Annotated in this window: 23 protein-coding genes; 11 read left to right on the top strand and 12 right to left on the bottom strand. The window is 71.5% G+C overall.

Going from position 1 to position 26313, the window contains the following annotated elements:
- Positions 1 to 3: 3 nt before the first annotated feature.
- Entirely contained in the window at positions 4 to 609 is a 606-nt protein-coding gene (locus tag AB0F01_RS26835) for a Uma2 family endonuclease (protein ID WP_362100794.1), read from the bottom strand.
- A gap of 143 nt (positions 610 to 752) precedes the next feature.
- On the opposite strand from AB0F01_RS26835, the gene AB0F01_RS26840 reads away from it, so the two are divergent.
- From AB0F01_RS26840 to AB0F01_RS26855, 4 genes are all read left to right on the top strand, one after another.
- Positions 753 to 2567 carry an ABC-F family ATP-binding cassette domain-containing protein gene (locus tag AB0F01_RS26840; RefSeq protein WP_362100796.1) on the top strand — a complete coding sequence of 605 codons (1815 nt, stop codon included), beginning with the start codon at positions 753 to 755 and terminating at the stop codon, positions 2565 to 2567.
- A 231-nt stretch (positions 2568 to 2798) separates the two neighbouring features.
- Positions 2799 to 4595, top strand: a complete 1797-nt coding sequence (locus AB0F01_RS26845) for a PQQ-binding-like beta-propeller repeat protein (RefSeq protein ID WP_362100798.1) — start codon at positions 2799 to 2801, stop codon at positions 4593 to 4595.
- Between the two features lie 103 nt (positions 4596 to 4698).
- Complete coding sequence (locus tag AB0F01_RS26850) at positions 4699 to 6690, top strand: PQQ-binding-like beta-propeller repeat protein (protein ID WP_362100801.1); 1992 nt, start codon at positions 4699 to 4701, stop codon at positions 6688 to 6690.
- Between the two features lie 240 nt (positions 6691 to 6930).
- A complete protein-coding gene (locus tag AB0F01_RS26855) occupies positions 6931 to 7629 on the top strand; it encodes a response regulator transcription factor (RefSeq protein WP_362100804.1) in 699 nt (232 codons plus the stop codon).
- 165 nt (positions 7630 to 7794) lie between these two features.
- On the opposite strand, the gene AB0F01_RS26860 is transcribed toward AB0F01_RS26855, so the two are convergent.
- Both AB0F01_RS26860 and AB0F01_RS26865 read right to left on the bottom strand, forming a co-directional pair.
- Entirely contained in the window at positions 7795 to 8172 is a 378-nt protein-coding gene (locus AB0F01_RS26860; protein WP_362100806.1) for a hypothetical protein, read from the bottom strand.
- A 52-nt stretch (positions 8173 to 8224) separates the two neighbouring features.
- On the bottom strand, positions 8225 to 9913 hold the full coding sequence (locus tag AB0F01_RS26865; protein WP_362100808.1) for a sodium:solute symporter family protein: 1689 nt from the start codon (positions 9911 to 9913) through the stop codon (positions 8225 to 8227).
- 201 nt (positions 9914 to 10114) lie between these two features.
- On the opposite strand from AB0F01_RS26865, the gene galT reads away from it, so the two are divergent.
- The 3 genes from galT to galK are packed head-to-tail and all read left to right on the top strand — an operon-like array spanning position 10115 to position 13295.
- Positions 10115 to 11176, top strand: coding sequence for a galactose-1-phosphate uridylyltransferase (gene galT, locus AB0F01_RS26870; RefSeq protein ID WP_362100811.1), 1062 nt, complete (start codon positions 10115 to 10117; stop codon positions 11174 to 11176).
- Positions 11173 to 12141, top strand: a complete 969-nt coding sequence (gene galE / locus AB0F01_RS26875; RefSeq protein ID WP_362100813.1) for a UDP-glucose 4-epimerase GalE — start codon at positions 11173 to 11175, stop codon at positions 12139 to 12141. The genes galT and galE overlap by 4 nt, the downstream gene beginning before the upstream one ends.
- Positions 12141 to 13295, top strand: coding sequence for a galactokinase (gene galK, locus AB0F01_RS26880; RefSeq protein ID WP_362100816.1), 1155 nt, complete (start codon positions 12141 to 12143; stop codon positions 13293 to 13295). Before galE ends, galK begins: the two co-directional genes overlap by 1 nt.
- 6 nt (positions 13296 to 13301) lie before the next feature.
- On the opposite strand, the gene AB0F01_RS26885 is transcribed toward galK, so the two are convergent.
- Complete coding sequence (locus tag AB0F01_RS26885; protein WP_362100818.1) at positions 13302 to 13757, bottom strand: GNAT family N-acetyltransferase; 456 nt, start codon at positions 13755 to 13757, stop codon at positions 13302 to 13304.
- Positions 13758 to 14047: 290 nt separating this feature from the next.
- Between AB0F01_RS26885 and AB0F01_RS26890 the strand changes: the two genes are divergently transcribed.
- A complete protein-coding gene (locus AB0F01_RS26890; protein WP_362100821.1) occupies positions 14048 to 14818 on the top strand; it encodes a response regulator transcription factor in 771 nt (256 codons plus the stop codon).
- A gap of 35 nt (positions 14819 to 14853) precedes the next feature.
- Here AB0F01_RS26890 and tamR read toward each other — a convergent pair whose 3' ends face one another.
- Positions 14854 to 15351: a MarR family transcriptional regulator TamR gene (gene tamR / locus AB0F01_RS26895; protein ID WP_362100824.1), complete on the bottom strand. Its 498-nt coding sequence runs from the start codon at positions 15349 to 15351 to the stop codon at positions 14854 to 14856.
- Positions 15352 to 15465: 114 nt separating this feature from the next.
- On the opposite strand from tamR, the gene AB0F01_RS26900 reads away from it, so the two are divergent.
- Positions 15466 to 16284: a trans-aconitate 2-methyltransferase gene (locus tag AB0F01_RS26900; protein ID WP_362100826.1), complete on the top strand. Its 819-nt coding sequence runs from the start codon at positions 15466 to 15468 to the stop codon at positions 16282 to 16284.
- Positions 16284 to 16481 (top strand): hypothetical protein, encoded by a 198-nt coding sequence (locus tag AB0F01_RS26905; RefSeq protein WP_362100828.1) that lies wholly within the window; start codon positions 16284 to 16286, stop codon positions 16479 to 16481. The genes AB0F01_RS26900 and AB0F01_RS26905 overlap by 1 nt, the downstream gene beginning before the upstream one ends.
- 62 nt (positions 16482 to 16543) lie before the next feature.
- Here AB0F01_RS26905 and AB0F01_RS26910 read toward each other — a convergent pair whose 3' ends face one another.
- Complete coding sequence (locus AB0F01_RS26910; RefSeq protein WP_362100831.1) at positions 16544 to 17218, bottom strand: TetR/AcrR family transcriptional regulator; 675 nt, start codon at positions 17216 to 17218, stop codon at positions 16544 to 16546.
- The gene (locus AB0F01_RS26915; RefSeq protein ID WP_362100834.1) at positions 17215 to 18228 is read right to left on the bottom strand and encodes a fatty acid desaturase; all 1014 of its coding nucleotides are present in this window, start codon (positions 18226 to 18228) and stop codon (positions 17215 to 17217) included. Before AB0F01_RS26915 ends, AB0F01_RS26910 begins: the two co-directional genes overlap by 4 nt.
- Positions 18229 to 18515: 287 nt before the next feature.
- Between AB0F01_RS26915 and ppc the strand changes: the two genes are divergently transcribed.
- Positions 18516 to 21245 carry a phosphoenolpyruvate carboxylase gene (ppc, locus tag AB0F01_RS26920; RefSeq protein ID WP_362100837.1) on the top strand — a complete coding sequence of 910 codons (2730 nt, stop codon included), beginning with the start codon at positions 18516 to 18518 and terminating at the stop codon, positions 21243 to 21245.
- Positions 21246 to 21475: 230 nt separating this feature from the next.
- On the opposite strand, the gene AB0F01_RS26925 is transcribed toward ppc, so the two are convergent.
- The 5 genes from AB0F01_RS26925 to glmU all read right to left on the bottom strand — a co-directional run bounded on the left by AB0F01_RS26925 (position 21476) and on the right by glmU (position 26304).
- Entirely contained in the window at positions 21476 to 21961 is a 486-nt protein-coding gene (locus AB0F01_RS26925) for a hypothetical protein (RefSeq protein ID WP_362100840.1), read from the bottom strand.
- 234 nt (positions 21962 to 22195) lie between these two features.
- Positions 22196 to 22792, bottom strand: coding sequence for an aminoacyl-tRNA hydrolase (pth, locus tag AB0F01_RS26930; protein ID WP_362100843.1), 597 nt, complete (start codon positions 22790 to 22792; stop codon positions 22196 to 22198).
- 122 nt (positions 22793 to 22914) lie between these two features.
- Positions 22915 to 23499, bottom strand: coding sequence for a 50S ribosomal protein L25/general stress protein Ctc (locus tag AB0F01_RS26935; RefSeq protein ID WP_362100846.1), 585 nt, complete (start codon positions 23497 to 23499; stop codon positions 22915 to 22917).
- 243 nt (positions 23500 to 23742) lie between these two features.
- Positions 23743 to 24723: a ribose-phosphate diphosphokinase gene (locus AB0F01_RS26940; RefSeq protein ID WP_362100849.1), complete on the bottom strand. Its 981-nt coding sequence runs from the start codon at positions 24721 to 24723 to the stop codon at positions 23743 to 23745.
- 132 nt (positions 24724 to 24855) lie between these two features.
- Positions 24856 to 26304 (bottom strand): bifunctional UDP-N-acetylglucosamine diphosphorylase/glucosamine-1-phosphate N-acetyltransferase GlmU, encoded by a 1449-nt coding sequence (gene glmU / locus AB0F01_RS26945; RefSeq protein WP_362100851.1) that lies wholly within the window; start codon positions 26302 to 26304, stop codon positions 24856 to 24858.
- Positions 26305 to 26313: the final 9 nt, after the last annotated feature.

The raw sequence follows: 26313 nt of genomic DNA on the forward strand, positions 1-26313 counted from the left end.
GGCTCAGAGCTCGTCGACGGCGGTCAGGTCGATGTCGATGGAGTAGGGCTTGTCGACCTTGATGCGGTCGCGGTGCATGCCCATGTGCACGTACGCCTGGGTGAGCGGGTCCAGTTCGTAGACGTGGATGACGGGCCTGCCGCTCGTACCGTTCTCCTCGACGCGCCAGAAGTTCGGGATGCCCGCAACCGCGTACTTCTGCGGCTTGGTGGTGCGGTCGCGTGATTCGGAGTCCGGCGAGACGACCTCGACGGCGAGCAGCACGTCCTTCGCCGCGTAGCGCGTCTGGCCCGATCCGGTGATCGCGTCGGTGCGGACAACGCTCACATCGGGCTCCGGGCCGTTGCGCCGGTCGAGGACGATGGTCATCTCCCGCCTGATTCTGAGCCCGGGCGGCACAGTCTGACGAAGTCCGTTGACCAACAGGTCGATGACGATGCTGTGGAAATCCCGCTGCGGACTCACGAAGACAAGGCTCCCGTCGATCAGCTCGGTGTGCGGCGGGAGATCCGGCAGGGTGAACAGGTCGTCCACGGTGTAGCCGTCCACGGGCGGCACCGGCCAGGTGCAGCGGTGCTGTGCGGACTCGGCGGTCATGGTTCCTCCCATGGACGGGATCCTGCTGCCTGATACCAAGGTAGTCGCCTCTTTCCGATCACGTCATGACATCGAGTGACGGTCACCTCGCGCGCGGAGCGTCCTCCGTCAGGCCCTACGCTGGAGAGCTGATCGATCCACCGGGCAGGAGAGAAATGGCCGTCAACCTGGTCAATGTCGAGAACGTGAGCAAGGTGTACGGCACCCGTGCGCTGCTCGACGGGGTGTCGCTCGGCGTCTCCGAAGGGGACCGGATCGGGGTCGTCGGGCGCAACGGTGACGGCAAGACCACCCTCATCCGGATGCTCGCCAAGCTGGAGGACGCCGACACGGGCCGGGTGACGCACTCCGGTGGGCTGCGCATCGGCGTGCTCACCCAGTACGACTCCCTCGACCCCGCCGCGACCGTCCGCCACGAGGTCATCGGGGACCTGGCCGACCACGAGTGGGCCGGGAACGCCAAGGTCCGGGACGTGCTGACCGGCCTGTTCGGCGGGCTGGACCTGCCCGGCTTCCCCAAGGGCCTGGACACCGTCATCGGACCGCTGTCCGGCGGTGAGCGGCGGCGCATCGCGCTGGCCAAGCTGCTCATCGAGGAGCAGGACCTGATCGTCCTCGACGAGCCCACCAACCACCTCGACGTCGAGGGCATCGCCTGGCTCGCCGAGCACCTGCGCACCCGCCGCTCCGCGCTCGTCTGCGTCACCCACGACCGGTGGTTCCTCGACCAGGTCTGCACCCGCATGTGGGACGTGCAGCGCGGCGACGTCTACGAGTACGAGGGCGGCTACTCCGACTACGTCTTCGCCCGCGCCGAACGCGAGCGCATCGCCGCCACCGAGGAGGCCAAGCGGCAGAACCTGGTCCGCAAGGAGCTGGCCTGGCTGCGCCGCGGTGCCCCCGCGCGGACGTCGAAGCCGCGCTTCCGGGTGGAGGCCGCCAACGAGCTGATCAAGGACGTGCCGCCGCCCCGGGACACCAGCGAGCTGATGAAGTTCGCCTCGTCCCGGCTGGGCAGGACGGTCTTCGACCTGGAGGACGTCACCGTCCAGGCCGGACCGAAGGTGCTGCTCCGGCACGTCACCTGGCAGCTCGGTCCCGGCGACCGCGTCGGCCTGGTCGGTGTCAACGGCGCCGGCAAGACGTCCCTGCTGCGCGCGCTGACCGAGGCCGCCCGCAGCGAGGGCGCCGTGCAGCCCGCCGGGGGCAGCATCCGCGTCGGCAAGACCGTGAAGCTGGCCTACCTCTCCCAGGAGGTCGCCGAACTCGACCCCACCTGGCGGGTCCTGCAGGCCGTGCAGCAGGTCCGCGAACGCGTCGACCTCGGCAAGGGGCGCGAGATGACCGCCGGGCAGCTGTGCGAGACCTTCGGCTTCGGCAAGGAGAAGCAGTGGACGCCGGTCGGGGACCTGTCCGGCGGTGAGCGGCGCAGGCTCCAGCTGCTGCGGCTGCTCATGGACGAGCCCAACGTGCTCTTCCTCGACGAGCCCACCAACGACCTCGACATCGAGACCCTCACCCAGCTCGAGGACCTCCTCGACGGCTGGCCCGGCTCGATGATCGTCATCTCCCACGACCGGTTCTTCATCGAGCGCACCACCGACCGCGTCTTCGCCCTGCTCGGCGACGGCACCCTGCGGATGCTGCCGCGCGGCATCGACGAGTACCTGGAGCGCCGCAGGCGGATGGAGGAGGCCGCCGCCTCCGCGTCACCCGCCCCGGCCGCCGTGACCCCGGCCACGACGACGGAGCGCAGCGCCGCCGACCAGCGCGCTGCCAAGAAGGAACTGCAGAAGATCGAACGCCGGCTGGACAAGGTGTCCGAGCGGGAGACCGCGCTGCACGCGGCCATCGCCGAGCACGCCACCGACTTCGCGAAGGTGGCCGAACTCGACGCCGAGCTGCGGGAACTGACTGGTCAGCGCGAGGAGCTGGAGCTGCGGTGGCTGGAACTCGCCGAGGACGCCTGACCGCGCGCCCCGGGGCGCGCGCACGGGGCGCGCGGGTCGTGAAGGGGCGGTGAAGGCGCGTAACGGGGGCATCACGGGCCGGTCCTCCCTTGGGAACAGGGGCGGACGCGGCCCGGTGACGTGTCGGTGCCGGGTGATAGAAAGGGCCCGTCTGCACGTCTGAATACGACTCTGGGTTCATCGCTACCTCAGGGCGTGGCTAAAAATCAGTGAGTAAGGGGGAACGCGCTGATGTCTCAGCCGCCCAACCAGCCGCCGCAGGGTGGCTTCGGAGCGCCGCAGGATCCGCAGTCCGCCGGGGGCTTCGGACCGCCCGGGACACCGCTGCCCCCGCAGGGGCAGCCCCCGACGCCGCCGCCTCCGCAGGGCCCGCCGTCGGGTGCGCCGCAGCCCGGGTACGGCTACCCGCAGCAGCCCCCGCAGCAGGCGGGACCCTACGGGCAGCAGCCCGGCCCCTACGCCCCCGGGCCCTACCAGTCGGGCCCCTACGGCCAGCCGCAGCAGCCCGGTCCCTACGGTCAGCCCGGCTACGGATACCCGCAGCCGCAGTTCCCCGGTGCGCCCGGCACCCCGCCCGGCGGGGGCGGTTCGCGCAACCCGTTCAAGGGCAGACCGGCCATGATCATCGCTGCCGCGGTGGCGGCGCTGCTCGTCGCCGGCGGTACCACCTGGGCCCTGGTCGGCGGTGACGACGACGGCAAGAAGGACAAGAAGCCCGTCGCCGGCAAGAGCGACGACCCCAAGCCCACCGCCTCCGACGACCCGGTCAACCCCGGCGACGGCAGCGGCGACGGCGACTCCGACCCCGAGGACCTCAACGCGGGCCGCCAGGCGGGCGAGTCCAAGGTGCTCTGGTACAAGGAGGCGCCCGACGCCCCCGGTTCCGGCGCCGAGGCCCCCGGCATGTGGATCACCGGCGACACGGCGGTGAAGGCCGCCTACAAGCAGCTCTTCGCGTACAAGGTCGCCGACGGCAGCCCCGCCTGGGAGGAGCTGACCTTCCCGGAGAAGATCTGCGCCGTCACCAAGGGCACCACGGACGACGACAAGATCGTCGTGGCCTCCATGAGCGGCAGCAGCAGCCGCGCCAAGTGCAACCAGCTCCAGCAGGTCGACCTGAAGACCGGTGAGAAGGGCTGGTCCGAGGAGGTCGCCGACGGCGCCCTGTTCGACAGCGCGACCTCCATCGAGATGTCCCTGGCGGGCGACACCCTCATGGTGGGCCGCTCGCAGTCCGGCACCGCGTACGACGTCAACAGCGGCAAGAAGCTGTTCGACAGCAAGAAGTACGGCGACGCCTGCTTCCCGACCGCCTTCGCGGGCGGCAAGAAGCTGCTCCAGGTCGCCTCGTGCGGCGCCGGCGGCAAGAACGAGCACGACGAGCTGCGCGAGCTGGACCCGAAGACCGGCAAGGTGAAGTGGACCCAGAAGTTCGACAAGGGCTGGCGCATCTCGCGCGCCTACTCCGTCGACCCGGTGGTCATCTACAGCACCAACAACGACAAGAAGGCGTGGAACATCTCCACCTTCACGTCCAGCGGGAAGTTCCGCTCCCAGGTCGGCTTCGACGAGGACTTCGCCCCCCAGTGCGGCTGGGCCGTCCTCGCCCGGAACCTGGAGGGCTGCGAGGGCGTCGCCGCCGACGCCGACACGCTCTACCTGCCCACCGAGGCCCGCACCGGGGCCAACGAGATCGTCGCCGTCAACCTGGCCACCGGCAAGGAGAAGTGGCGGGTGAAGTCCCCCGTCGGCGAGCCGATGCGGCCCGTCAAGGTGGAGGGCGGCAAGCTCATCGCCTACGTGGACCCGTCCTACGACGCGGGCGGCCAGGTCGTGTCCATCCCGCTCACCGGCAGCAGCCACAAGCCGGTCAAGCTGATGCAGAACCCGCAGGGCGTCGCGCGGATCGAGAACGGCTTCTACAACAAGACCGTCGACTGGGTCGACGGGCGCTTCTACATCTCGACCACGCGGCTGTCCGGCAATGACGACGCGAAGGAGAAGCTGATGCTCGCCTACGGCAAGTGAGGCGCGTGACAGCGGCGAGGAGCGTCGGCCGACGGAGGCCGGCGCCCTCGCTCCGTCCGGTCACTTCCCCGTCGCCCGTCCCCGTCACCGAGGTGTTCCCGTCATGACCCAGCCGCCCCAGCCGCCCAACGAGCCCCCGCAGCAGCCGGGATTCGGCCCGCCGCAGGACCCAGCGCCGCAGCCGGACCAGCAGTCCTCCGCGCAGGCGCAGCCGGAACCGCCCGCGGACGCCCCGCAGCCGGAGCAGGCACAGCCCGAGCAGCAGCCGGACCAGCCGGCCGCCCAGCCCGCCCCGCCGGCGCAGCCGCCCGCCGCCCCGGCCGGCCCGGACCTCACCAAGGCACCCGAGCCCGGCTACGGCTACCCGCAGGCCCCGCCCCCGGCCGGCCCGCCGGCACCTCCGGCCGGTCCGCCGACGCCTCCGCAGGGCCCCGGTTACGGCTACCCGCAGCAGCCCCCGGCCGGTTACGGCTACCCGGGCGGGCAGCCGGGCCCGTACGGTCACCCGACGCCGCCGGCCGGCTACGGCCAGACCGCGCCCTACGGCCAGCCGCAGCAGCCGGGCCCCTACGGCCAGCCCGGCTACGGCTACCCGCACGCCACCGTGCCGATGCAGCCGCAGGCCCAGCCGCCGGGCGGCGGCCGCAAGGTCAACGCCCAGCTGGCGATCATCGTCGCGGCGGTCACGGCCATCGCCCTGATCATCGGGGGCGGCGTCCTCTACGCGAACGTCAAGGACGACGACAAGCAGACCACCGCCGAGGAGGGCGGCGACAAGGCCGGCAAGAACGACAAGGGCGGCGACACCGGCGGCACGAGCGGCGGCACCTCCGGCTCCGAGAAGGCCCCGGACGACCCCTCCTCCAAGGTCCTGTTCCAGGTGCCGTCGCCGAAGCCGCCCAAGGACAGCAGCACCATCGTCACCGCCGGCTCCTGGCTCACCGACAAGGTGTACGCCAAGAGCGGCATCGCCGAGATTGTCGGCTACGACCGCGACAAGGGCACCAAGCTGTGGACCATCGAGCTGCCCGGTCCGGTGTGCGAGGCCAGCAGGCACGCCACCGAGGACAACAGGACGGCGATCGTCTACAAGCCCGAGATGCCCACCAAGTCCGAGCCGCAGTCCTGCACCGAGGTCGCGGCGATCGACCTGGACGAGGGCAAGGAGCTGTGGAGCAAGACCGCCAAGGCGGGCACCCGGCCGATCAGCTTCAACAACGTCACCGTCAGCGGCGACACCGTCGCCGCGGGCAGCACCAGCGGCGGCGCCGCCTGGGACATCAACGGCGGCAAGCAGCTGTGGGCGCCCAAGCCGTCCGACTCCTGCTACGACTCCGGCTACGGCGGCGGCGCGAAGCTCGTCGCCGTGCGCAAGTGCGGCCCGTACTCGCAGCGCCAGCTGCACATCCAGACCATCGACCCGAAGTCCGGCAAGGTGGTCACCGAGTACAAGATGAGCGAGGGCATCGAGTACGCGAGCGTGGTGTCCACCGACCCGCTGGTCGTGGCCGCCGACGTCGGCGACTCGGCCGGCGACGGCAGCGGGATCTCCGACTTCTTCTCCATCGACAACAAGACCGGCAAGCTGCGCGCCCGCATCTCCGCCCCCGGCGACGACTACGCGGCCCGCTGCGACGGCATCACCAAGATCGAGAAGTGCTCCGGGCTCGCCGTCGGCCAGGACAAGCTGTACATCGCGACCGAGGAGCACGAGGGAAGCGGCGAGTACAGCGACACCAACGAGGTCGTCGCCATCGACCTGGCCACCGGCAAGCAGACCGGCGAGCGGGCCGACGCGGGCGACGGCTACACGCTGACCCCGCTGCGCATGGACGGCGCCGACATCATCGCCTACAAGCGGCCCCCGTACGACAAGGGCGGCGAGATCGTCAGCATCGACGGCGGCTCGTTCAAGTCGACGACGCTGCTGCGCAACCCGTCGGACAAGGCGGTGCGCGACGCCGAGACGGGCATGCTGCCCGAGTACTCGGAGATCCTGTTCTCGGACGGACGGCTCTACATGTCGGCCGTGTACGCCAGTGACTACGAGAGCAGCAGGAAGGAATACCTGGTGGTCGCGTTCGGAACCGGCTGATCGGTTCCGGTCCTCCGCCCCACGGCCCCGTCCCCGCTCAGGGACGGGGCCGTGCGCGTACCGCGCATCCGGTGCCCTACGCCTGCGAATGAGAGAATTTCGGTGATCCGGGGCGATTCTCGCCGGTAGGGGAAGCGCGACGTCGAACAAGCGTGTAGCTTCCGGGGGCATCCAGGGGATGGGCGCGGGGGCGTCGCGGGTGTGCGTGGGTGTCCGGTGGGGGACTTGGGGGGTTGTCGGATGGCAGTACGGCTGATGGTGGTCGACGACCACCGCTTGCTGGCGGAGGCGCTGGCCTCGGCGCTGAAGCTGCGGGGGCACCGGGTGCTGGCCGCGGCGGCGCCCGTGGCGGGGGCCGCGGACCTGGTGATCAGCCGGGCACCGGAGGTGTGCCTGCTGGGCACGGCGGCACCGGCCGAGCCGGGCATCTTTGACCCGGTGGTGAAGATCAAGCGGGAGCGGCCGCAGGTGGCGGTGCTGGTCCTGGGCCCGGTGCCCAGTCCGCGCGGGATCGCGGCGGCGTTCGCGTCCGGGGCGTCCGGCTACGTGCGGCACGACGAGCGCATCGAGACGGTCGAGCGCGCGATCATGAAGGCGCGCGCCGGGGAGGCCGCAGTGGCGCCGCAACTGCTCCAGGGGGCGTTCGGGGAGCTGCTCCACCCGGCGGCGCAGCCGGACGACGAGGGGCAGCGGCTGTTGCGGATGCTGACCCCGCGCGAGGTGGAGGTGCTGGTCCGGGTCGCGGAGGGCGAGGACACCCGGCAGATCGCGGCGGGCATGAACATCGCCCCGTCGACGGCCCGGACGCACGTCCAGCGGGTCCTGATGAAGCTGGGGGTGGGTTCCCGGCTGGAGGCGGCGGCGCTGGCGGCCCGCACCGGCCTGCTGGACCGGGCCGGGCCGCTGCGGCCCGCCGCCCAGCCGTCCCGGGAGCCCTGAGCGGCCACCGCCGGCCGGCAGGAGGCGGGACGGCGGGGCCCGCATGGGCGGAGGCGGGGTCCGCACGGCGAGGCAGGGCCCGCACGGCGAGGCAGGGCCCGCACGGGGACGGCGGGGCCGGCCCGGCGTGTCCGCCGCCCGACCCCGCCGTCGCGACGGGTCCGCTCAGCCCTTCCCGGGGCCGCCGGGTCCGCCGGGTCCGCCGGCCTCACCGGCCCCCTGCGCACCGCCGGGCGTACCGTCGTCGTCCGTCAGGACGTCCGGCGGGGGCGGGGCGGTGGGCCGCAGCTTCAGCCAGAGCAGGAACAGCAGGCCCAGGACGAGCATCCCCAGCCCCGTCCACAGGTTGATGTTGACGCCTTCCGCCTTGTCGATGTCCTCGTCGGACGCCACGATGCCCGCGATCGTGACGATGACCCCGTACACGACGAACAGGATGCCGATGATGCGGCGGATGTCGAAGAGGCGGGCGGCCGTGGTGGACTTGGCCTCCAGCTCGGAGATCTCCCGCTGCAGGTCACGGTCGGAGTAGTGCTCGGACATGGTCTCTCCATCTCCCCGGCCGGGCGTGATCACCTGCCCGGCCGGGACGTGATCAGAACGAGAACGGGATGTAGCAGGCGGCGGCCAGGATCACCGCGCCCCAGCCGAGCAGGGCGGGCTTGCGGTACCAGGCGTCGTCGCCCTCGGCCGGCGGCTCCGCCATGCCCGGGGAACGGGTGCCGTAGACGAGGCCCTCCAGGTCCTCGGCCGGCTTCGGCGCGGTGAAGAGGGACACCGCGACCATGACCACGCCGCCGGCGACGAAGCCGGCGATCGCCGAGACGAAGTTGGCGCCCTGGTCGGTGGGGATGCCGATGACGCCCTGCTTGTAGAACACGAAGTAGTTCACCATCGCGGCGGTGGTGCCGGCGAGCAGCCCCCAGAAGCCGGACTTCATCGACGCGCGCTTCCAGAACATGCCGATGATGAACACCACGAACATCGGCACGTTGAAGAAGGAGAACAGCGTCTGGAGGTAGGCCATGATGTTGGAGAACGAGGAGGCCAGGAAGGCCGTGCCGATCGAGGCGAGTACCCCGATGGCGGTGATCAGGCGGCCGAAGCGGACGTAGTAGGAGTCCTCGCGGTCCTTGACCACGTACCGGTGCCAGATGTCGGCGGTGAAGACGGTGTTGAAGGAGGACACGTTCGCCGCCATGCCCGCCATGAACGCGGCCAGCAGACCGGTCACCGCGATGCCGAGCACGCCGTTGGGCAGGAGCTGCTGCATCAGGTAGGGGATCGCGTCGTTGTACTGCAGGTCCGACCCGGCGGTGCCGATCTGCGGGACCAGGACGGCGGCGACCAGGCCCGGGATCATCACCAGGAAGACGATGAAGATCTTCGGGAAGGCGGCGATGAGCGGGGTGCGCTGGGCCGCGGAGAGGTTCTTCGCGGACAGCGCGCGCTGCACCTCGGCGAAGTTGGTCGTCCAGTAGCCGAAGGAGAGGACGAAGCCCAGGCCGAGCACGATGGTCAGCCAGTTGGCGCCCAGCGGGTTGTCGCTGCCGATGCCGGTGCCGCCCCAGGCGGTCATGAAGTTGTCGCCGCGTGCCGCGGTGAGGGAGTCGGACAGGCCGTCCCAGCCGCCGACGCTCTTCAGGCCGAGCACGGTGATCGGGATGAGCGCGGCGAGGATGACGAAGAACTGCAGCACCTCGTTGTAGATGGCCGAGGAGAGGCCGCCGAGGGTGATGTAGGCGAGCACGAAGAACCCGGCGACGACGATGGACACCCACTGGGGCCAGCCCAGCAGGGCCTCCACGACGATGGCGAGGGCGTAGAGGTTCACCCCGGCGATCAGGATCGCGGCCGCCGCGAAGAGGATCGCGCTGAGCAGGTGGGCCGACTTGTCGAAGCGCAGCAGCAGGAACTCGGGGACCGAGCGGACCTTGCTGCCGTAGTAGAAGGGCATCATCACCAGGCCCAGGAAGACCATGGCGGGGATGGCGCCGATCCAGTACCAGTGCGTGGTGTAGACGCCGTACTGCGCGCTGTTGGCGGCCATGCCGAGGATCTCGGTGGCGCCCAGGTTGGCGGCGATGAACGCCAGGCCGGTGATCCAGGCGGGCAGGGACCGTCCGGAGAGGAAGAAGTCCAGGCTGGTCTTGACCGAGTGGCGGGCGGCGAAGCCGATGCCGAGGACGACCACGAAGTAGATCCCGAGGATCGTGTAGTCGAGCCAGTTCGTCGGCAGCCGCAGCTCGGCGGCGAGCAGGGCGGGGGATGTGGGGGTGTGCATGAGTACTCGCTTCGTTGCGCGAACCGATACGTGGCGGAACCTACGCCTCTGCGTTCAGAAAATGAACACTTCTGATGGTGGTCTTTGTTTGATTGTGATGTTGAGCAGGTCTGAGGGGTTGTGTTTTGGTACGTTGGGTTCTGTTGGAAGAGACGGTGAGACTGGCGTCCCGATCCGAGCGGCCCGAATGGAGCGTCCGGCGTGAAGAAGACCTCGACCCGACTGGCCGACGGTCGTGAGCTCATCTACTACGACCTCAGCGACGCCACCGTGCGCGACGCGCCCGACCGCCGCCCCCTCGCTCCCACCGTCACCACCTCCGAGATCCGCCACGACCCCCTGCTCGGCGACCGGGTCGCCATCGCCTCCCACCGCCAGGCCCGCACCTACCACCCGCCCGCCGACCAGTGCCCCCTGTGCCCCTCCCGCGGGGACCGGCTCAGCGAGATCCCCGACAGCTCCTACGACGTGGTCGTCTTCGAGAACCGCTTCCCGTCCCTGGCCGGCGACTCGGGGCGCTGCGAGGTCGTCTGCTTCACCTCGGACCACGACGCCTCCTTCGCCGACCTGAGCGAGCGGCAGGCCCGCCTCGTCCTGGACGCCTGGACCGACCGGACCGCCGAGCTGTCGCACCTGCCCTCCGTCGAACAGGTCTTCTGCTTCGAGAACCGGGGCGCCGAGATCGGTGTCACGCTCCAGCACCCGCACGGGCAGATCTACGCCTACCCCTTCACCACCCCCCGGACCGCCCTGATGCTCCGCCAGGTGGCCGCACACAAACGGGCGTCCGGCGGGGAGAACCTCTTCGACGTGGTGCTCCGCCGCGAACTCGCCGACGAGCGGGTCGCCCTGGAGAGTGAACACTGGGCCGCCTTCGTGCCGTACGCCGCGCACTGGCCCTACGAGGTGCACCTCTACCCCAAGCGGCGGGTGCCCGACCTGCTCGCCCTGGACGAGGCCGCCCGCGCCGAGTTCCCCCGCGTCTACCTGGAACTGCTGGGGCGCTTCGACCGCATCTTCGGCGAGGCGGAACCGCCCACGCCGTACATCGCCGCCTGGCACCAGGCACCGTTCCGCGGACCGGTGGAGTCCGACGGGCTCACCCGCGACGACTTCGCCCTGCACCTCGAGCTTTTCACCGTCCGCCGCACCTCCGGCAAGCTGAAGTTCCTCGCGGGTTCCGAATCCGGCATGAACGTGTTCATCAACGACGTGCCGCCGGAACGGGCGGCCCAGCGACTGCGGGAGGTAGCGAGTTCATGAGCGGGAAATACCTGGTCACCGGGGGCGCGGGATACGTCGGCAGCGTCGTCGCCGACCACCTGCTGACGGCCGGTCACGAGGTCGTCGTGCTCGACGACCTCTCCACCGGCTTCCGCGCCGGCGTCCCCGCCGGGGCCGCCTTCGTCGAGGGCGACATCCGCGACGCCGCCAAGTGGCTGGACCCCTCCTTCGACGCCGTCCTGCACTTCGCTGCCTTCTCCCAGGTCGGCGAGTCGGTCGTCCGGCCCGAGAAGTACTGGGACAACAACGTCGGCGGCACCCTGGCCCTGCTCGGCGCGATGCGCGAGGCGGGCGTGCGGCGGCTGGTGTTCTCCTCCACCGCGGCCACCTATGGCGAACCCGACCGGATCCCCGTCACCGAGTCCGCGCCCACCCGCCCCACCAACCCCTACGGCGCCTCCAAGCTGGCCGTCGACCACATGATCGCCTCCGAGGCCGCGGCCCACGGCCTGGGCGCCGTCTCGCTGCGCTACTTCAACGTCGCCGGCGCCCACGGCGCCTACGGCGAGCGGCACCAGCCGGAGACCCACCTGATCCCCCTCGTCCTCCAGGTCGCCCAGGGCCGCCGCGAGGCCGTCTCCGTCTACGGCGACGACTACCCCACCCCCGACGGCACCTGCGTCCGCGACTACATCCACGTCGCCGACCTCGCCGAGGCCCACCTGCTCGCCCTGGACGCCGCCGTCCCCGGCGAGCACCTGGTGTGCAACCTCGGCAACGGCAACGGCTTCTCCGTCCGCGAGGTCGTCGAGACCGTCCGCCGCGTCACCGGCCACCCCGTCCCCGAGGTCGTCGCCCCCCGCCGGGCCGGCGACCCCGCGGTCCTCGTCGCCTCCGCCGACACCGCCCGCGCCCGGCTGGGCTGGACCCCCACCCGCACCGACCTCGCCGCGATCGTCCGGGACGCGTGGGAGTTCGCACAGCACCTGACGAGGGAGCAGTGATGGCGACAGAGCAGGTCACGCAGGGCTTCACCGAGCTGTACGGAGCCGAGCCGGACGGGGTGTGGGCGGCGCCCGGCCGGGTCAACCTGATCGGCGAGCACACCGACTACAACGACGGCTTCGTCATGCCGTTCGCCCTGCCCCACCGCACCACGGCGGCCGTCTCCGCCCGCACCGACGGCCTGCTGCGCCTGCACTCCGCCGACATCGGCGCCCCCGTCACCGAGATCGCCGTCGACGACCTCGCCCCCGGCACCGACCGCACCTGGACCGCCTACCCGGCCGGCGTGGTCTGGGCGCTGCGCGAGGCCGGCCACCCGGTCACCGGCGCCGACGTCCACCTGTCCTCCACGGTCCCGCCGGGCGCCGGACTGTCCTCCTCGGCGGCCCTGGAGGTGTCCGTCGCCCTCGCCCTGAACGACCTCTACGGCCTCGGCCTGGACGGCGGCGCCCTCGCCCTGCTGTGCCGGCGCGCGGAGAACGCCTACGTCGGCGCACCCGTCGGCATCATGGACCAGACCGCGTCCGCCTGCTGCGAGGCCGGCCACGCGCTGTTCCTCGACACGCGCGACCTGACCCGGCGGCAGATCCCCTTCGACCTGGCCGCCGAGGGCATGCGCCTGCTCGTCGTCGACACCCGTGTCGAGCACAGCCACAGCCAGAACGAGTACGGCCGGCGCCGCGAGGGCTGCGAGCGGGGCGCCGCCCTGCTGGGCGTCGACGCGCTGCGCGACATCCCGCACGACGAGCTGGACGCGGCGCTCGCCCGGCTCGGCGACGAGGAGGAGGTGCGCCGGCTGGTCCGCCACGTCGTGACGGAGAACGAGCGGGTGCGGCGGGTGGTGGCGCTGCTCCGGGCGGGCGACACCCGGGCCATCGGGCCCGTCCTGGTGGAGGGGCACGCCTCCCTGCGCGACGACTTCCGGGTCTCCAGCCCGGAACTCGACCTGACCGTCCGGACCGCCCTGTCCGCCGGTGCCCTCGGCGCCCGGATGACCGGCGGCGGCTTCGGCGGCTCGGCCATCGTCCTCACCGACGAGGACACCGTCCCCGCCGTCACCAAGGCGGTCGAGGAGGCCTTCGCCGCGGCCGGCCTCACCGCGCCGCGCACCTTCGAGGCGGTGCCCTCCGAGGGGGCCCGCCGCCTGCGGTGACCCCGCTCAGCGCAGGGGCTTGGTCAGCGTGTACTCGGTGATCCCCGGCGGGTAGTCGGGGATCGCGCACACCACCTCGTAGCCGCGTCGGCGGTAGAAGTCCGGCGCCTGGAAGTCCCAGGTCTCCACCCGGGCGTGCCGGGCCCCCCGTTCGGTGACCGCGAGGCGTTCGGCCTCGGCCAGGATGCGGGACCCGATGCCCGCCCCGCGGTGCCGGGCGTCGACCCAGAGGTACGTCACGTGCAGCCACGTCGCCCAGGTGTGGCCGACCAGACCGCCGGCCAGCGCGTCGTCGGAGTCGATCACCCACACGTGCAAAGCCGACGCGCGTTCGCCGGGGGTCCCGCGCAGCGCGCGCAGCACCGGGGAGGCCGCCGTGTTGGTGTCCCTGAGCCGTCTGCGGAGCAGATCACGTCGTGCCTTGTCGACTTCTGTCTCCAGACGAAACATGGGGCTCACCATAAACGCGCGGGAGCGCCAGTTCTGCAAATCTCCTTCCGCTCCCGGCGCCCGCCCGTACTCTGAAGCACAGCGCCGGTGGGGGCCGGTGCCGGTCGGAGAGCGGGACAGCCGGGCACGACGCCCGGGCGGCAGGTGCGGTCACCGCGCGGCAGCGGCCGGGCGGGTCCCGCGGCGGTCCGTCCGGCGTCCCCGCGCGACGGAGCGAGGGCTTCTCGTCGTGTGCCGGCGGTGTCGTCTCCCGGCGCCGGGGTAATCCCCTGCTCTACGGAGAGCCAGGGGAAGGGGGTTTCGTGGTTCGCATCCGAGTCCTGGTCGTCGACGACCACCGCATCTTCGCCGAGTCGCTCGCCGCGGCCCTGGCGGCGGAACCCGACGTCGACGTGTCCGCTGCGGGCAGCGGTCCGGCCGCCCTGCGCTGCCTGGAACGCGCCGCCGCCGAGGGCCGCCGGTTCGACGTGCTGCTCGTCGACGCCGACCTGGGCGGCGGAGCACCGGGCGGCCGTCCCGCCGTACCCGTGCAGGACGGCGACGAGGACGGCCTCGTGGACGGGATCGCGCTGGTCGGCGGCGTGCGCTCGGCCCACCCCCAGGTCCGTACCGTCGTCCTCGCCGACAAGGACGACCCGCGCCGGGCCGCCCTCGCCCTCCAGGCCGGGGCCTCGGGCTGGGTGGCCAAGGACTGCTCGCTGAGCAGACTGCTCACCGTCGTGCGGGGCGTGCTGCGCGACGAGACGCACCTGCCGCCCGCGCTCCTCACCGGCGTGCTGCGCGAGCTGACCGCGGCCCGCAAGCACCGCACCGAGAGCGAACGGCTGGTGGAGTCGCTCACCCCGCGCGAGCGGGAGGTCCTGCGGTGCATGGTCGCCGGCCTGGGGCGCAAGGCGGTCGCCGAGCGCCTGTACCTGTCCCCGCACACCGTGCGCACCCACATGCAGAACGTCCTCGGCAAACTGGGCGTCCACTCCACCCTCGCCGCCGTCGCCCTGGCCCGCCGCGCGGGCGTCGGCCCCGCCGACCTGGGCCCGCCGGCCCGCGTCCGGGAGGAGAGCAGCAGCGCCTGACGGTGCACCCCTCCGGTCGCGCGGCGGGCCGCCGGTCAGCCGGGGATGTTGTCGAACGGGGCGGTCAGCTGCCGCAGCAGGGCCGCCAGTTCGGCGCGCTGGGCGGTGGACAGCTCCGCGAGGATGGCACGCTCCTGCGCCAGCAGCCCGGCCAGGGCCTGGTCGGCGCGGTCGCGGCCGACGTCGGTGAGACGGACCAGGACGCCGCGCCGGTCACTGGGGTCCGGGAGGCGCTCCACCAGGCACTTCTTGGCGAGCCGGTCGATGCGGTTGGTCATGGTGCCGGAGGTGACGAGCGTCTGGGTGAGGAGCTGCCCGGGGGAGAGCTGGTAGGGGGTGCCGGCGCGGCGCAGCGCGGTCAGCACGTCGAACTCCCAGGGCTCCAGGCCGTGCTCGGCGAACGCCAGCCGACGGGCGCGGTCCAGGTGCCGGGCGAGCCTGCTCACCCGGCTGAGCACTTCGAGCGGTTCCACGTCGAGGTCCGGGCGCTCCCGGCGCCACGCTGCGACCAGCCGATCGACCTCGTCCTCCATGACGATCAGTGTAGTGGTTGTGTCGACGTGAAGTCTCTTGATATCAAGCATCTTGACGCCGAGATGTTGGGTGGGTGACGCTGGACGGAAGACCACCGGCCACCGGGAGGCACCGTGCCCGCGACGACCCCCGCCTGGGACCCCGTCCCGTACCTGCGTCACGCCGGCCACCGCGCCCGCGCCTTCACCGACCTCCTCGCCCGCGTCCCCGCCCTGCCCTCCGAGCGGCCCCGCATCGCCGACCTCGGCTGCGGCCCCGGCAACGCCACCGCCCTGCTCACCGCCCGCTGGCCCGCGGCCCACGTCACCGGCTACGACACCTCACCCGAGATGCTCGACCGCGCCCGCGCCGACCACGCCGGCCCCACCCCGGGCGGGGGCCGCCTCGACGTCGCCCACGCCGACGCCCGGACCTGGACGCCCGAGCACCCCTGCGACCTGATCATCAGCAACGCCACCCTGCAGTGGGTCCCCGGCCACACCGAGCGGTTCCGCGACTGGATCGACGCGCTCACCCCCGGCGGCACCTTCGCCTTCCAGGTGCCCGGCAACTTCGACGCCCCCAGCCACACCCTGATGCGCGACCTGGCCGGCTCCCCGCGGTGGCGCGACCGGCTGTCCGGCGTCCTGCGCCACGACGACGCGGTCCTCCGCCCCGAGGCGTACCTGGCGCGGCTGACCGCCCTGGGCTGCGCGACCGACGCGTGGGAGACGACGTACGTGCACCTGCTGCAGGGGGAGGACCCCGTCCTCGTCTGGGTCGAGGGCACCGGGCTGCGGCCCGTGCTCACCGCCCTCGCCGACGACCCGCAGGCCCGGGACGCCTTCGTCGCCGAGTACCGGACGGCCCTGCGGGCCGCCTGTCCGGCCGGCCCCCACGGCACCGCGTTCCCCTTCCGCCGCGTCTTCGTCGTCGCCGTCAAGGAGGCGTGATGCCCGCCGCCGTCGATCACGTGCGGCTCGCCGCCCCGCCCGGCTCCGAGGAACGGCTGCGCGCCTTCCGGCCCGCGCGGAAGGCCGACCCCGGTCTGCGGGTGACGGCCCTCCACGCCTGGGCGGCCCGGCCGGCCGCCCACGGCGTGACCATCACTTGGGACGACGGCCTCCCGGGCCGCCGCCGCTCCTCCTGAGAGGACCCGGTCGGCAACCGGCTGGAAGTCCTGGAAGGCACCGGCTGACCACCGGCGCCCCCTCAGCTCTTCCGGTGACCTATCAGCCGCGGCTTCGGCTCCAGGCCGTCCAGCCCGTGCCACGCCAGGTTCACCAGGTGCGCGGCCACCTCCGCCTTCTTCGGCCGGCGCACGTCCAGCCACCACTGGCCGGTCAGCGCCACCATCCCCACCAGCGCCTGCGCGTACAGCGGCGCCAGCTTCGGATCGAAACCGCGGCTCTTGAACTCGCGGCCCAGGATGTCCTCCACCTGGGTGGCGATGTCCGAGATCAGCGAGGCGAACGACCCCGTCGACTGCGGGATCGGGGAGTCCCGCACCAGGATGCGGAACCCGTCCGTGTACTCCTCGATGTAGTCCAGCAGCGCGAACGCCGCCTGCTCGCACAGCTCCCGCGGATGCCCGGCCGTCAGCGAACCGGTCACCATGTCCAGCAGGCGCCGCATCTCGCGGTCCACGACCACCGCGTACAGGCCCTCCTTGCCGCCGAAGTGCTCGTACACCACCGGCTTGGAGACCCCGGCCTTCGCCGCGATCTCCTCCACCGACGTGCCCTCGAAACCCTTCGCCGCGAACAGCGTCCGGCCGATCTCCAGCAGCTGCTGGCGGCGCTCGGCACCGGTCATCCGGGTGCGGCGCGTCCGCCGCGGCTTGTCATTGCTGGGAGTGCTCGAGTCGGTCGCCACAGCGACCATCATGCCGCCTCGGCCGGCTCCTTCCCGCGCCGGGAGCCGCCTTCCGCACCGGTGCGGCGGGAATCGATACGCGAGCGTGACGGCCACCGCACGTCGTACGCCCAGCCCGCCAGCTCGAACCAGCGGATCAGCCGGGCCGAGGAGTCCAGCTGACCCCGCTCCACCCCGTGCCGCGCCGACGTCGGGTCCGCGTGGTGCAGGTTGTGCCAGGACTCACCGCACGACAGCACCGCCAGCCACCACACGTTGCCCGAACGGTCCCGCGACCTGAACGGCCGCTTGCCGACCGCGTGACAGATCGAGTTGATCGACCACGTCACGTGGTGCAGCAACGCCACCCGGACGAGCGACCCCCAGAAGAAGCCGGTGAACGCCCCCCACCACGACATCGTCACCAGACCGCCGATCAGCGCCGGCAGCGCCAGCGACACCGCCGTCCACAGGACGAACTGCCGCGAGACCGCCCGCAGCGCCGGGTCCTTGATCAGGTCGGGCGCGTACTTCTCCTGCGGCGTCTGCTCCTCGTCGAACATCCAGCCGATGTGCGCCCACCACAGGCCCTTCAGCAGGGCCGGCACCGTCTCGCCGTACTTCCACGGCGAATGCGGGTCGCCCTCACCGTCCGAGAACTTGTGGTGCTTGCGATGGTCGGCCACCCACCGCACCAGCGGCCCCTCCACCGCCATCGAACCCGCGATCGCCAGCGCGATCTTCAGCGGGCGCTTCGCCTTGAACGAGCCGTGCGTGAAGTGCCGGTGGAAACCGATGGTGATGCCGTGGCACCCGAGGAAGTAGAAGAACACCAGCAGACCGAGGTCCAGCCAGCTCACCCCCCAGCCCCAGGCCAGCGGCACCGCCGCCAGCAGCGCCAGGAACGGAACCGTGATGAAGAGCAGCAGCGTGATCTGCTCGATGGAACGCTTGCGCTCCCCGCCCAGCGTGGCGGAGGGCGCGGCATCGGCCGTGCGGGGTTTCTTCGAAGCTTCTTCGATCACATCGGAGCGTGAGGTCATACCTGTCCCCTGGGGGGTGTGTGGATGGAGGGTGGCGCCCGGTGACCGGCACCGCGAACTTCCTACGGTCCCGTAACCTACGCCGACGTAAGTATGGCAGTGTGCCGCCCCGCGGCAAGAGCCCGTGGCCCAGCGCGTCCGACCCGACACCTATCCTGGAGACCGGTCGGACAGCGCGGTCCGCTCTGAACTTGTTCCCGGATGCCCGCCCCCTAAGCGGCAGCCCCGCACGGGACGACGTCCGGGCCCTTCCAGCTGAGCTTCACACACTGCAAGGAGCCGCACCTGTGAGCAGTGCCGACGACCAGGCCACGACGAGCAGCGAGCTGCGTGCCGACATCCGCCGACTGGGTGACCTCCTCGGAGAGACCCTCGTCCGGCAGGAGGGCCCCGAACTCCTCGACCTCGTCGAGAAGGTCCGCCGACTCACCCGCGAGGACGGCGAGGCCGCCGCCGCACTCCTGCGCGGCACCGAGCTGGAAACGGCCGCCAAGCTGGTCCGCGCCTTCTCCACCTACTTCCACCTCGCCAACGTCACCGAGCAGGTGCACCGCGGCCGCGAACTGCGCGCCCGCCGCGCCGCCGAGGGCGGCCTGCTGGCCCGCACCGCCGACCGCCTCAAGGACGCCGACCCCGAACACCTGCGCGCCACGGTCCGGCACCTCAACATCCGGCCCGTCTTCACCGCCCACCCCACCGAGGCCGCCCGCCGCTCCGTCCTCAACAAGCTGCGCCGCATCGCAGCCCTCCTCGACACCCCCGTCCTCGCCTCCGACCGGCGCCGCCTCGACACCCGCCTCGCCGAGAACATCGACCTCGTCTGGCAGACCGACGAACTGCGCGTCGTCCGCCCCGAACCCGCCGACGAGGCCCGCAACGCCATCTACTACCTCGACGAACTCCACGCCGGAGCCGTCGGCGAGGTCCTGGAGGACCTCACCGCCGAACTCGAACGCGCCGGCGTCGTCCTGCCCGACGACACCCGCCCCCTCACCTTCGGCACCTGGATCGGCGGCGACCGCGACGGCAACCCCAACGTCACCCCCGAGGTGACCTGGGACGTCCTCATCCTCCAGCACGAACACGGCATCAACGACGCCCTGGAGATGATCGACGAACTCCGCGGCTTCCTCTCCAACTCCATCCGCTACACCGGAGCCACCGAGGAACTCCTCACCTCCCTGCGGGCCGACCTCGACCACCTCCCCGGCATCAGCCCCCGCTACAAGCGCCTCAACGCCGAAGAGCCCTACCGGCTCAAGGCCACCTGCATCCGCCAGAAGCTGGAGAACACCAAGCTCCGCCTCGCCCAGGGCACCCCCCACGAACCCGGCCGCGACTACCTCGGCACCGAGGGCCTCCTCGCCGACCTGCGGATCATCCAGACGTCCCTGCGCGAACACCGCGGCGGACTCTTCGCCGACGGCCGCCTCGCCCGCACCATCCGTACCCTCGCCGCCTTCGGCCTCCACCTCGCCACCATGGACGTCCGCGAACACGCCGACGCCCACCACCACGCCCTCGGCCAGCTGTTCGACCGGCTCGGCGAGGAGTCCTGGCGCTACGCCGACATGCCCCGCGACTACCGCACCAAGCTGCTCGCCAAGGAACTCCGCTCCCGCCGGCCCCTCGCCCCCACCCCGGCCCCCGTCGACGCCGCCGGCGAGAAGACCCTCGGCGTCTTCCAGACCGTCAAGCGCGCCCTGGAGGTCTTCGGACCCGAGGTCATCGAGTCCTACATCATCTCCATGTGCCAGGGCGCCGACGACGTCTTCGCCGCCGCCGTCCTCGCCCGCGAGGCCGGACTCATCGACCTCCACGCCGGCTGGGCGAAGATCGGCATCGTCCCCCTCCTGGAGACCACCGACGAACTCCGGGCCGCCGACACCATCCTGGAGGACATGCTCGCCGACCCCTCCTACCGGCGCCTGGTCGCCCTGCGCGACGACGTCCAGGAGGTCATGCTCGGCTACTCCGACTCCTCCAAGTTCGGCGGCATCACCACCAGCCAGTGGGAGATCCACCGCGCCCAGCGCCGCCTGCGCGACGTCGCCCACCGCTACGGCGTCCGCCTGCGCCTCTTCCACGGCCGCGGCGGCACCGTCGGCCGCGGCGGCGGCCCCACCCACGACGCCATCCTCGCCCAGCCCTGGGGCACCCTCGAAGGCGAGATCAAGGTCACCGAACAGGGCGAGGTCATCTCCGACAAGTACCTCATCCCGGCCCTCGCCCGGGAGAACCTCGAACTCTCCGTCGCCGCCACCCTCCAGGCGTCCGCCCTGCACACCGCGCCCCGCCAGTCCGACGAGGCCCTCGCCCGCTGGGACGCCGCCATGGACGTCGTCTCCGACGCCGCCCACACCGCCTACCGCAAGCTCGTCGAGGACCCCGGTCTGCCCGCCTACTTCCTCGCCTCCACCCCCGTCGACCAGCTCGCCGACCTGCACCTGGGCTCGCGGCCCTCCCGCCGCCCCGGCTCCGGCGTCTCCCTCGACGGACTGCGCGCCATCCCCTGGGTGTTCGGCTGGACCCAGTCCCGCCAGATCGTCCCCGGCTGGTTCGGCGTCGGCTCCGGCCTGAAGGCCCTGCGCGAGGCCGGCCTCGACACCGTGCTCGACGAGATGCACCAGCAGTGGCACTTCTTCCGCAACTTCATCTCCAACGTCGAGATGACCCTCGCCAAGACCGACCTGCGGATCGCCCGCCACTACGTCGACACCCTCGTCCCCGACGAGCTCAAGCACATCTTCGACACCATCCGCGCCGAGCACGAACTGACCGTCACCGAGGTGCTCCGCGTCACCGGCGAGCAGGAACTGCTGGACGCCGACCCCGTCCTGAAGCAGACCTTCGCCATCCGCGACGCCTACCTCGACCCGATCTCCTACCTCCAGGTCGCCCTCCTCAAGCGGCACCGCGAAGCGGCCGAAGCCGGCCAGGAGGCCGACCCGCTGCTCTCCCGCGCCCTGCTGCTCACCGTCAACGGCGTCGCCGCGGGCCTGCGCAACACGGGCTGACCGGACGGCCACGTCCCGGAACCCACCGGAGCCCCCGGCCCCCGCGCACGTCGCGGGGGCCGGGGGCACCGGTGGGAGAGGCCGTACGTGAGGGCACCGGTCGTAGGGAGGGGGTGCCCCGGGGGGCCGGGGGCCTCGGCCGGGCGAGGGGGCGACCGTCGCGCGAGGGGGTGCCGTACCTCGGGGGCGCAGCACGAAGGGGAGGCGCGTGGGCCGTCAGGGGAGCCCGGTCACACCAGCAGGAACGCCGTCGTCAGCAGCCCCGCGCCCGACAGCGCCATCACCCACCCCGTCCGCGCCCGGCCCAGACCGCCCGCCACCACCACCGACGCCAGCAGCAGCGCACCCGCCAGCGGCGTCCACGCGAACAGCACCCCCGCCGGCCCCGAGCGCACCGCCTCGGCACCGCCCGGCTTCAGCACCACCGTGTACGTGGCGCCCTCCCGCACGGCCACCGAATCCTCCAGCACGACCCCGGACCGCGGCTGCGACCCGGGCGACAGCGGCGCGTACGGCCCCGCGCACGCCCCGGACGAGCAGCGCGTCACCTCCACCGTGCCGCGCTCACGGCCCTTGGTCAGCATCACGTGCTGCGCCGTCCCCCACGACGCCCACACCCCCGCGACCAGGATCAGCACGGTGACCGTGCCCATCGCCGCCAACCGGCACAGCCGCAGCACGGAGGTACTCCGCCGGGGCCCGACCGCAGAATGCATGGCCGGATCCTTGGCCATTGTTGTACGGGGCGTCAACTCGGGTGGGGGACAAGACGGGAGAAGTCCCACCTCGTCGCGGGGGAGAACCCCGACGTGAGCCGGAGCGACCCGCCAGGAGCCAGGAACGATCCATCAGGGGCGAGAACGATCCATCGGGGACCACGAACGATCCGTCAGCGGCCGGGACGACCCGTCAGGAGCCGGAGGCGGCCCGTCCGGAGCCGGAGCGGCCCGTCACGAGTTGTAGGAACTCTGCGCCCGCTCCAGACCGTCGAGCACCAGACACTCCACCGCGTCCGCCGCACGGTCCACGAAGTAGTCCAGCTCCTTGCGTTCCGCCGACGAGAAGTCCCGCAGCACGTAGTCCGCCACCGGCATCCGCCCCGGCGGCCGGCCGATCCCGAACCGCACCCGGTGGTACTCCCGCCCGAACGCCTTCGTCATCGACTTCAGCCCGTTGTGGCCGTTGTCCCCGCCGCCCAGCTTCAGCCGCAGCACCCCGTAGTCGATGTCCAGCTCGTCGTGGACCGCCACCACCCGCTCCGGCGGCACCTTGTAGAACTCCCGCAGGGCGTTCACCGGACCGCCCGACAGGTTCATGTACGACATCGGCTTCACCAGCACCACCCGCCGGCTCCCCGGCCCCGGCGGACCGATCCGGCCCTCCACCACCTGCGCCTGCGCCTTGCCGGCCCGCTTGAACCGGCCGCCCGTCCGCCCGGCCAGCAGATCCGCCACCATGAACCCCACGTTGTGCCGGTTCATCGCGTACTCGGGGCCCGGGTTGCCCAGCCCCACCACCAGCCAGGGGGCCGCCGCATCGGTCGTCACGTCCCAGTCTCCTCACTCCGGGGCCCACGGGTCCCATGGGCCCCACGATCCCGCCCACCGCACACGACGGCCGCCGCCCCGCACGGGAGCGGCGGCCGAACGTGAGACGGACACCGGGACGATCAGACCTCGGCGTCCTCGTCCTCGTCACCCGGGAGCTCCTCGGCCTGCGGCGAGAGCACCTGCAGGACCGTGGCGTCCTCCTCGGTGACCAGCACCGAGCCCTTGGGCAGGTCCAGGTCCTTGGCGAGGATCGCCGCACCGGCGTCCAGGCCCTGCACCGACACCGGCAGGGTGTCCGGGATGTTCGTCGCCTCGATCTCCACCGAGACCGACGACAGCACGTGCTCCAGCAGGTTGCCGCCCGGGGCCAGCTCGCCCTCGGCGACCACGGGGATCTCGACGGTGACGCGCTCGCCGCGCTTCACCATCAGCAGGTCCACGTGCTCCAGGAAACCCTTCAGCGGGTCACGCTGCACGGCCTTCGGAATCGCCAGCTGGCTGCCCTTGCCGTCCACGACCAGCTCGATCAGGACGTTCGGGGTACGCAGCGCCATCAGCAGCTCGTGGCCGGGCAGGGACACGTGCAGCGGCTCCAGACCGTGCTCGTACACCACACCGGGAACCTTGTCCTGACGGCGGATGCGGCGCGCGGCGCCCTTGCCGAACTCGTTGCGGGTCTCGGCGTGCAGAACGACGTCTGCCATGCTCATCACTCCTCGGAGTCAGAAAACGGACGTGGTCACCCGGCCACGAACGGCCTGCTACGAAGAGCGCGTCGATAACGGACCGCCGAGCCGTCTCCTCACGAAGCGGCACGGCCTCCCTCGCCGAGCAACTGCCGCAGTCTACTCGGAGGGGGAGGCCGTACCCAAAACGATCACCGGGGTCCGGCCGGAACCCCGGCCGGACCCCGGTGCGCACCCCGTACGGGGTCCGGTGCAGAACCCTTACTGCTCGTCGAACAGGCTGGTCACCGAGCCGTCCCGGAACACCTCACGCACCGCGCTCGCGATCGTCGGCGCGATCGACAGCACCGTCAGCTTGTCCAGGTCCTTGCCCAGCTCCACCGGCGTCGGCAGCGTGTCCGTGAACACGAACTCACTCACCCGCGAGTTCTTCAGCCGGTCCGCCGCCGGACCCGACAGCACACCGTGCGTCGCCGTCACGATGACGTCCTCCGCACCGTGCGCGAACAACGCGTCCGCCGCCGCACAGATCGTGCCACCCGTGTCGATCATGTCGTCCACGAGCACACACACCCGGCCGCGCACCTCGCCGACCACCTCGTGCACCGTGACCTGATTCGCCACGTCCTTGTCCCGGCGCTTGTGCACGATCGCCAGCGGCGCACCCAGCCGGTCGCACCACCGGTCCGCCACCCGCACCCGGCCCGCGTCCGGCGACACCACCGTCAGCTTCTCCCGGTCCACCTTCGCGCCCACGTAGTCCGCCAGCAGCGGCAACGCGAACAGGTGATCCACCGGACCGTCGAAGAACCCCTGGATCTGATCCGTGTGCAGATCCACCGTCAGCACCCGCGTCGCCCCCGCCGTCTTCATCAGATCGGCGATCAGACGCGCCGAGATCGGCTCACGCCCCCGGTGCTTCTTGTCCTGCCGCGCATACCCGTAGAACGGCACGATCACCGTGATCGACCGGGCCGACGCACGCTTCAACGCGTCGATCATGATCAACTGCTCCATGATCCACTTGTTGATCGGCGCCGTGTGGCTCTGGATCAGGAAACAGTCGGCACCCCGCGCCGACTCCTGATACCGCACATAGATCTCGCCATTCGCGAAATCGAAGGCCTTCGTCGGGACGACCCCGACACCCAACTCCTGGGCGACCTCCTCGGCAAGCTCGGGGTGGGCGCGGCCGGAGAAGAACATCAACTTCTTCTCGCCGGTCGTCTTGATCCCGGTCACAGCACTTTCTCCTCAGAGGTGTCGCAGCTCGGTCACCACCGGCCGCCGGCCCCCGCGAACGAGGCCATCACAGCAGGTGGGGTGCGGATGTGCACTTATCACGGTACGCCTGTTTCCAGCCCGCCCATCCGGTCAGCCCTCCCCGGACGCCTCCCGGGCAGCCGCCTCCGCCGCCTTCGCGGCAGCACTCCCCGGACGCTTGCGCGCCACCCAACCCTCGATATTCCGCTGCTGACCACGGGCCACAGCCAGCGAACCGGGCGGCACATCCTTCGTGATCACCGAGCCCGCAGCCGTGTACGCCCCGTCCCCGACCGTGACAGGCGCCACAAACATGTTGTCCGAACCCGTCTTGCAGTGCGACCCCACCGTCGTGTGGTGCTTGTGCTCACCGTCATAATTCACGAACACACTCGCCGCACCGATGTTCGAGAACTGGCCGATCGTCGCATCCCCCACATACGACAGATGCGGAACCTTCGTCCCCTCACCGATCGACGCGTTCTTCGTCTCCACATACGTGCCGATCTTGCCCCCACGGCCCAACCGCGTCCCCGGCCGCAGATACGCGAACGGACCCACCGACGCCTCCGCACCCACCTCCGCGTCCACCGACACCGTGTTGTCCACCCGGGCACCCGCACCCACCCGCGTATCCGTCAACCGCGAGTTCGGACCCACCTCACAGCCCTCCGCCAAATGCGTCGACCCGTGCAACTGCGTCCCCGGATGCACCACCACGTCCTGCTCGAACGTCACCGACACATCCACCCACGTCGACGCCGGATCCACCACCGTCACCCCCGACAGCATCGCCGCCGTCAACAGCCGGTCGTTCAGGATCCGCCGCGCCTCCGCCAACTGCACCCGGTTGTTGATCCCCGCGATCTCCCGGTGATCACCCGCCACCGACGCCCCCACCCGATGACCCGCCGACCGCAGAATCCCCAGGACATCCGTCAGGTACTCCTCACCCTGACTGTTGTCCGTCCGCACCTGACCCAACGCCTCCGCCAGCAGACGCCCGTCGAACGCGAACACACCCGAATTGATCTCCCGGACCGACCGCTGCGCCTCCGTCGCGTCCTTGTGCTCCACGATCGCCGTCACCGCGCCCGACGCCTCGTCCCGCATGATCCGGCCGTACCCGGTCGCGTCCGGCACCTCGGCCGTCAGCACCGTCACCGCGTTCCCGTCCGCCGCGTGCGTCGCCGCCAGCCCGCGCAACGTCTCACCGGTCAGCAGCGGCGTGTCCCCGCACACCACGATCACCGTCCCGTCGACGGCCCCGCCCAGCTCCTCCAGCCCCATCCGCACCGCGTGCCCGGTGCCGTTCTGCTCCGCCTGCACGGCGGTACGCACGTCCGGAGCGATCCCGGCGAGGTGCTCGGTCACCTGCTCCCGGGCGTGCCCCACGACGACGACCAGGTTCTCCGGCTCCAGCTCACCGGCGGCGGCGAGGACGTGGCCCACCAGGGAACGGCCGCAGATGTCGTGCAGGACCTTCGGAGTGGCCGACTTCATGCGGGTGCCCTCACCCGCTGCGAGAACGACGACGGCTGCCGGGCGAATGGCGCTCACGGGATGCCC

This window comes from Streptomyces sp. NPDC029526 (assembly GCF_040637405.1).
GTDB lineage: Bacteria > Actinomycetota > Actinomycetes > Streptomycetales > Streptomycetaceae > Streptomyces.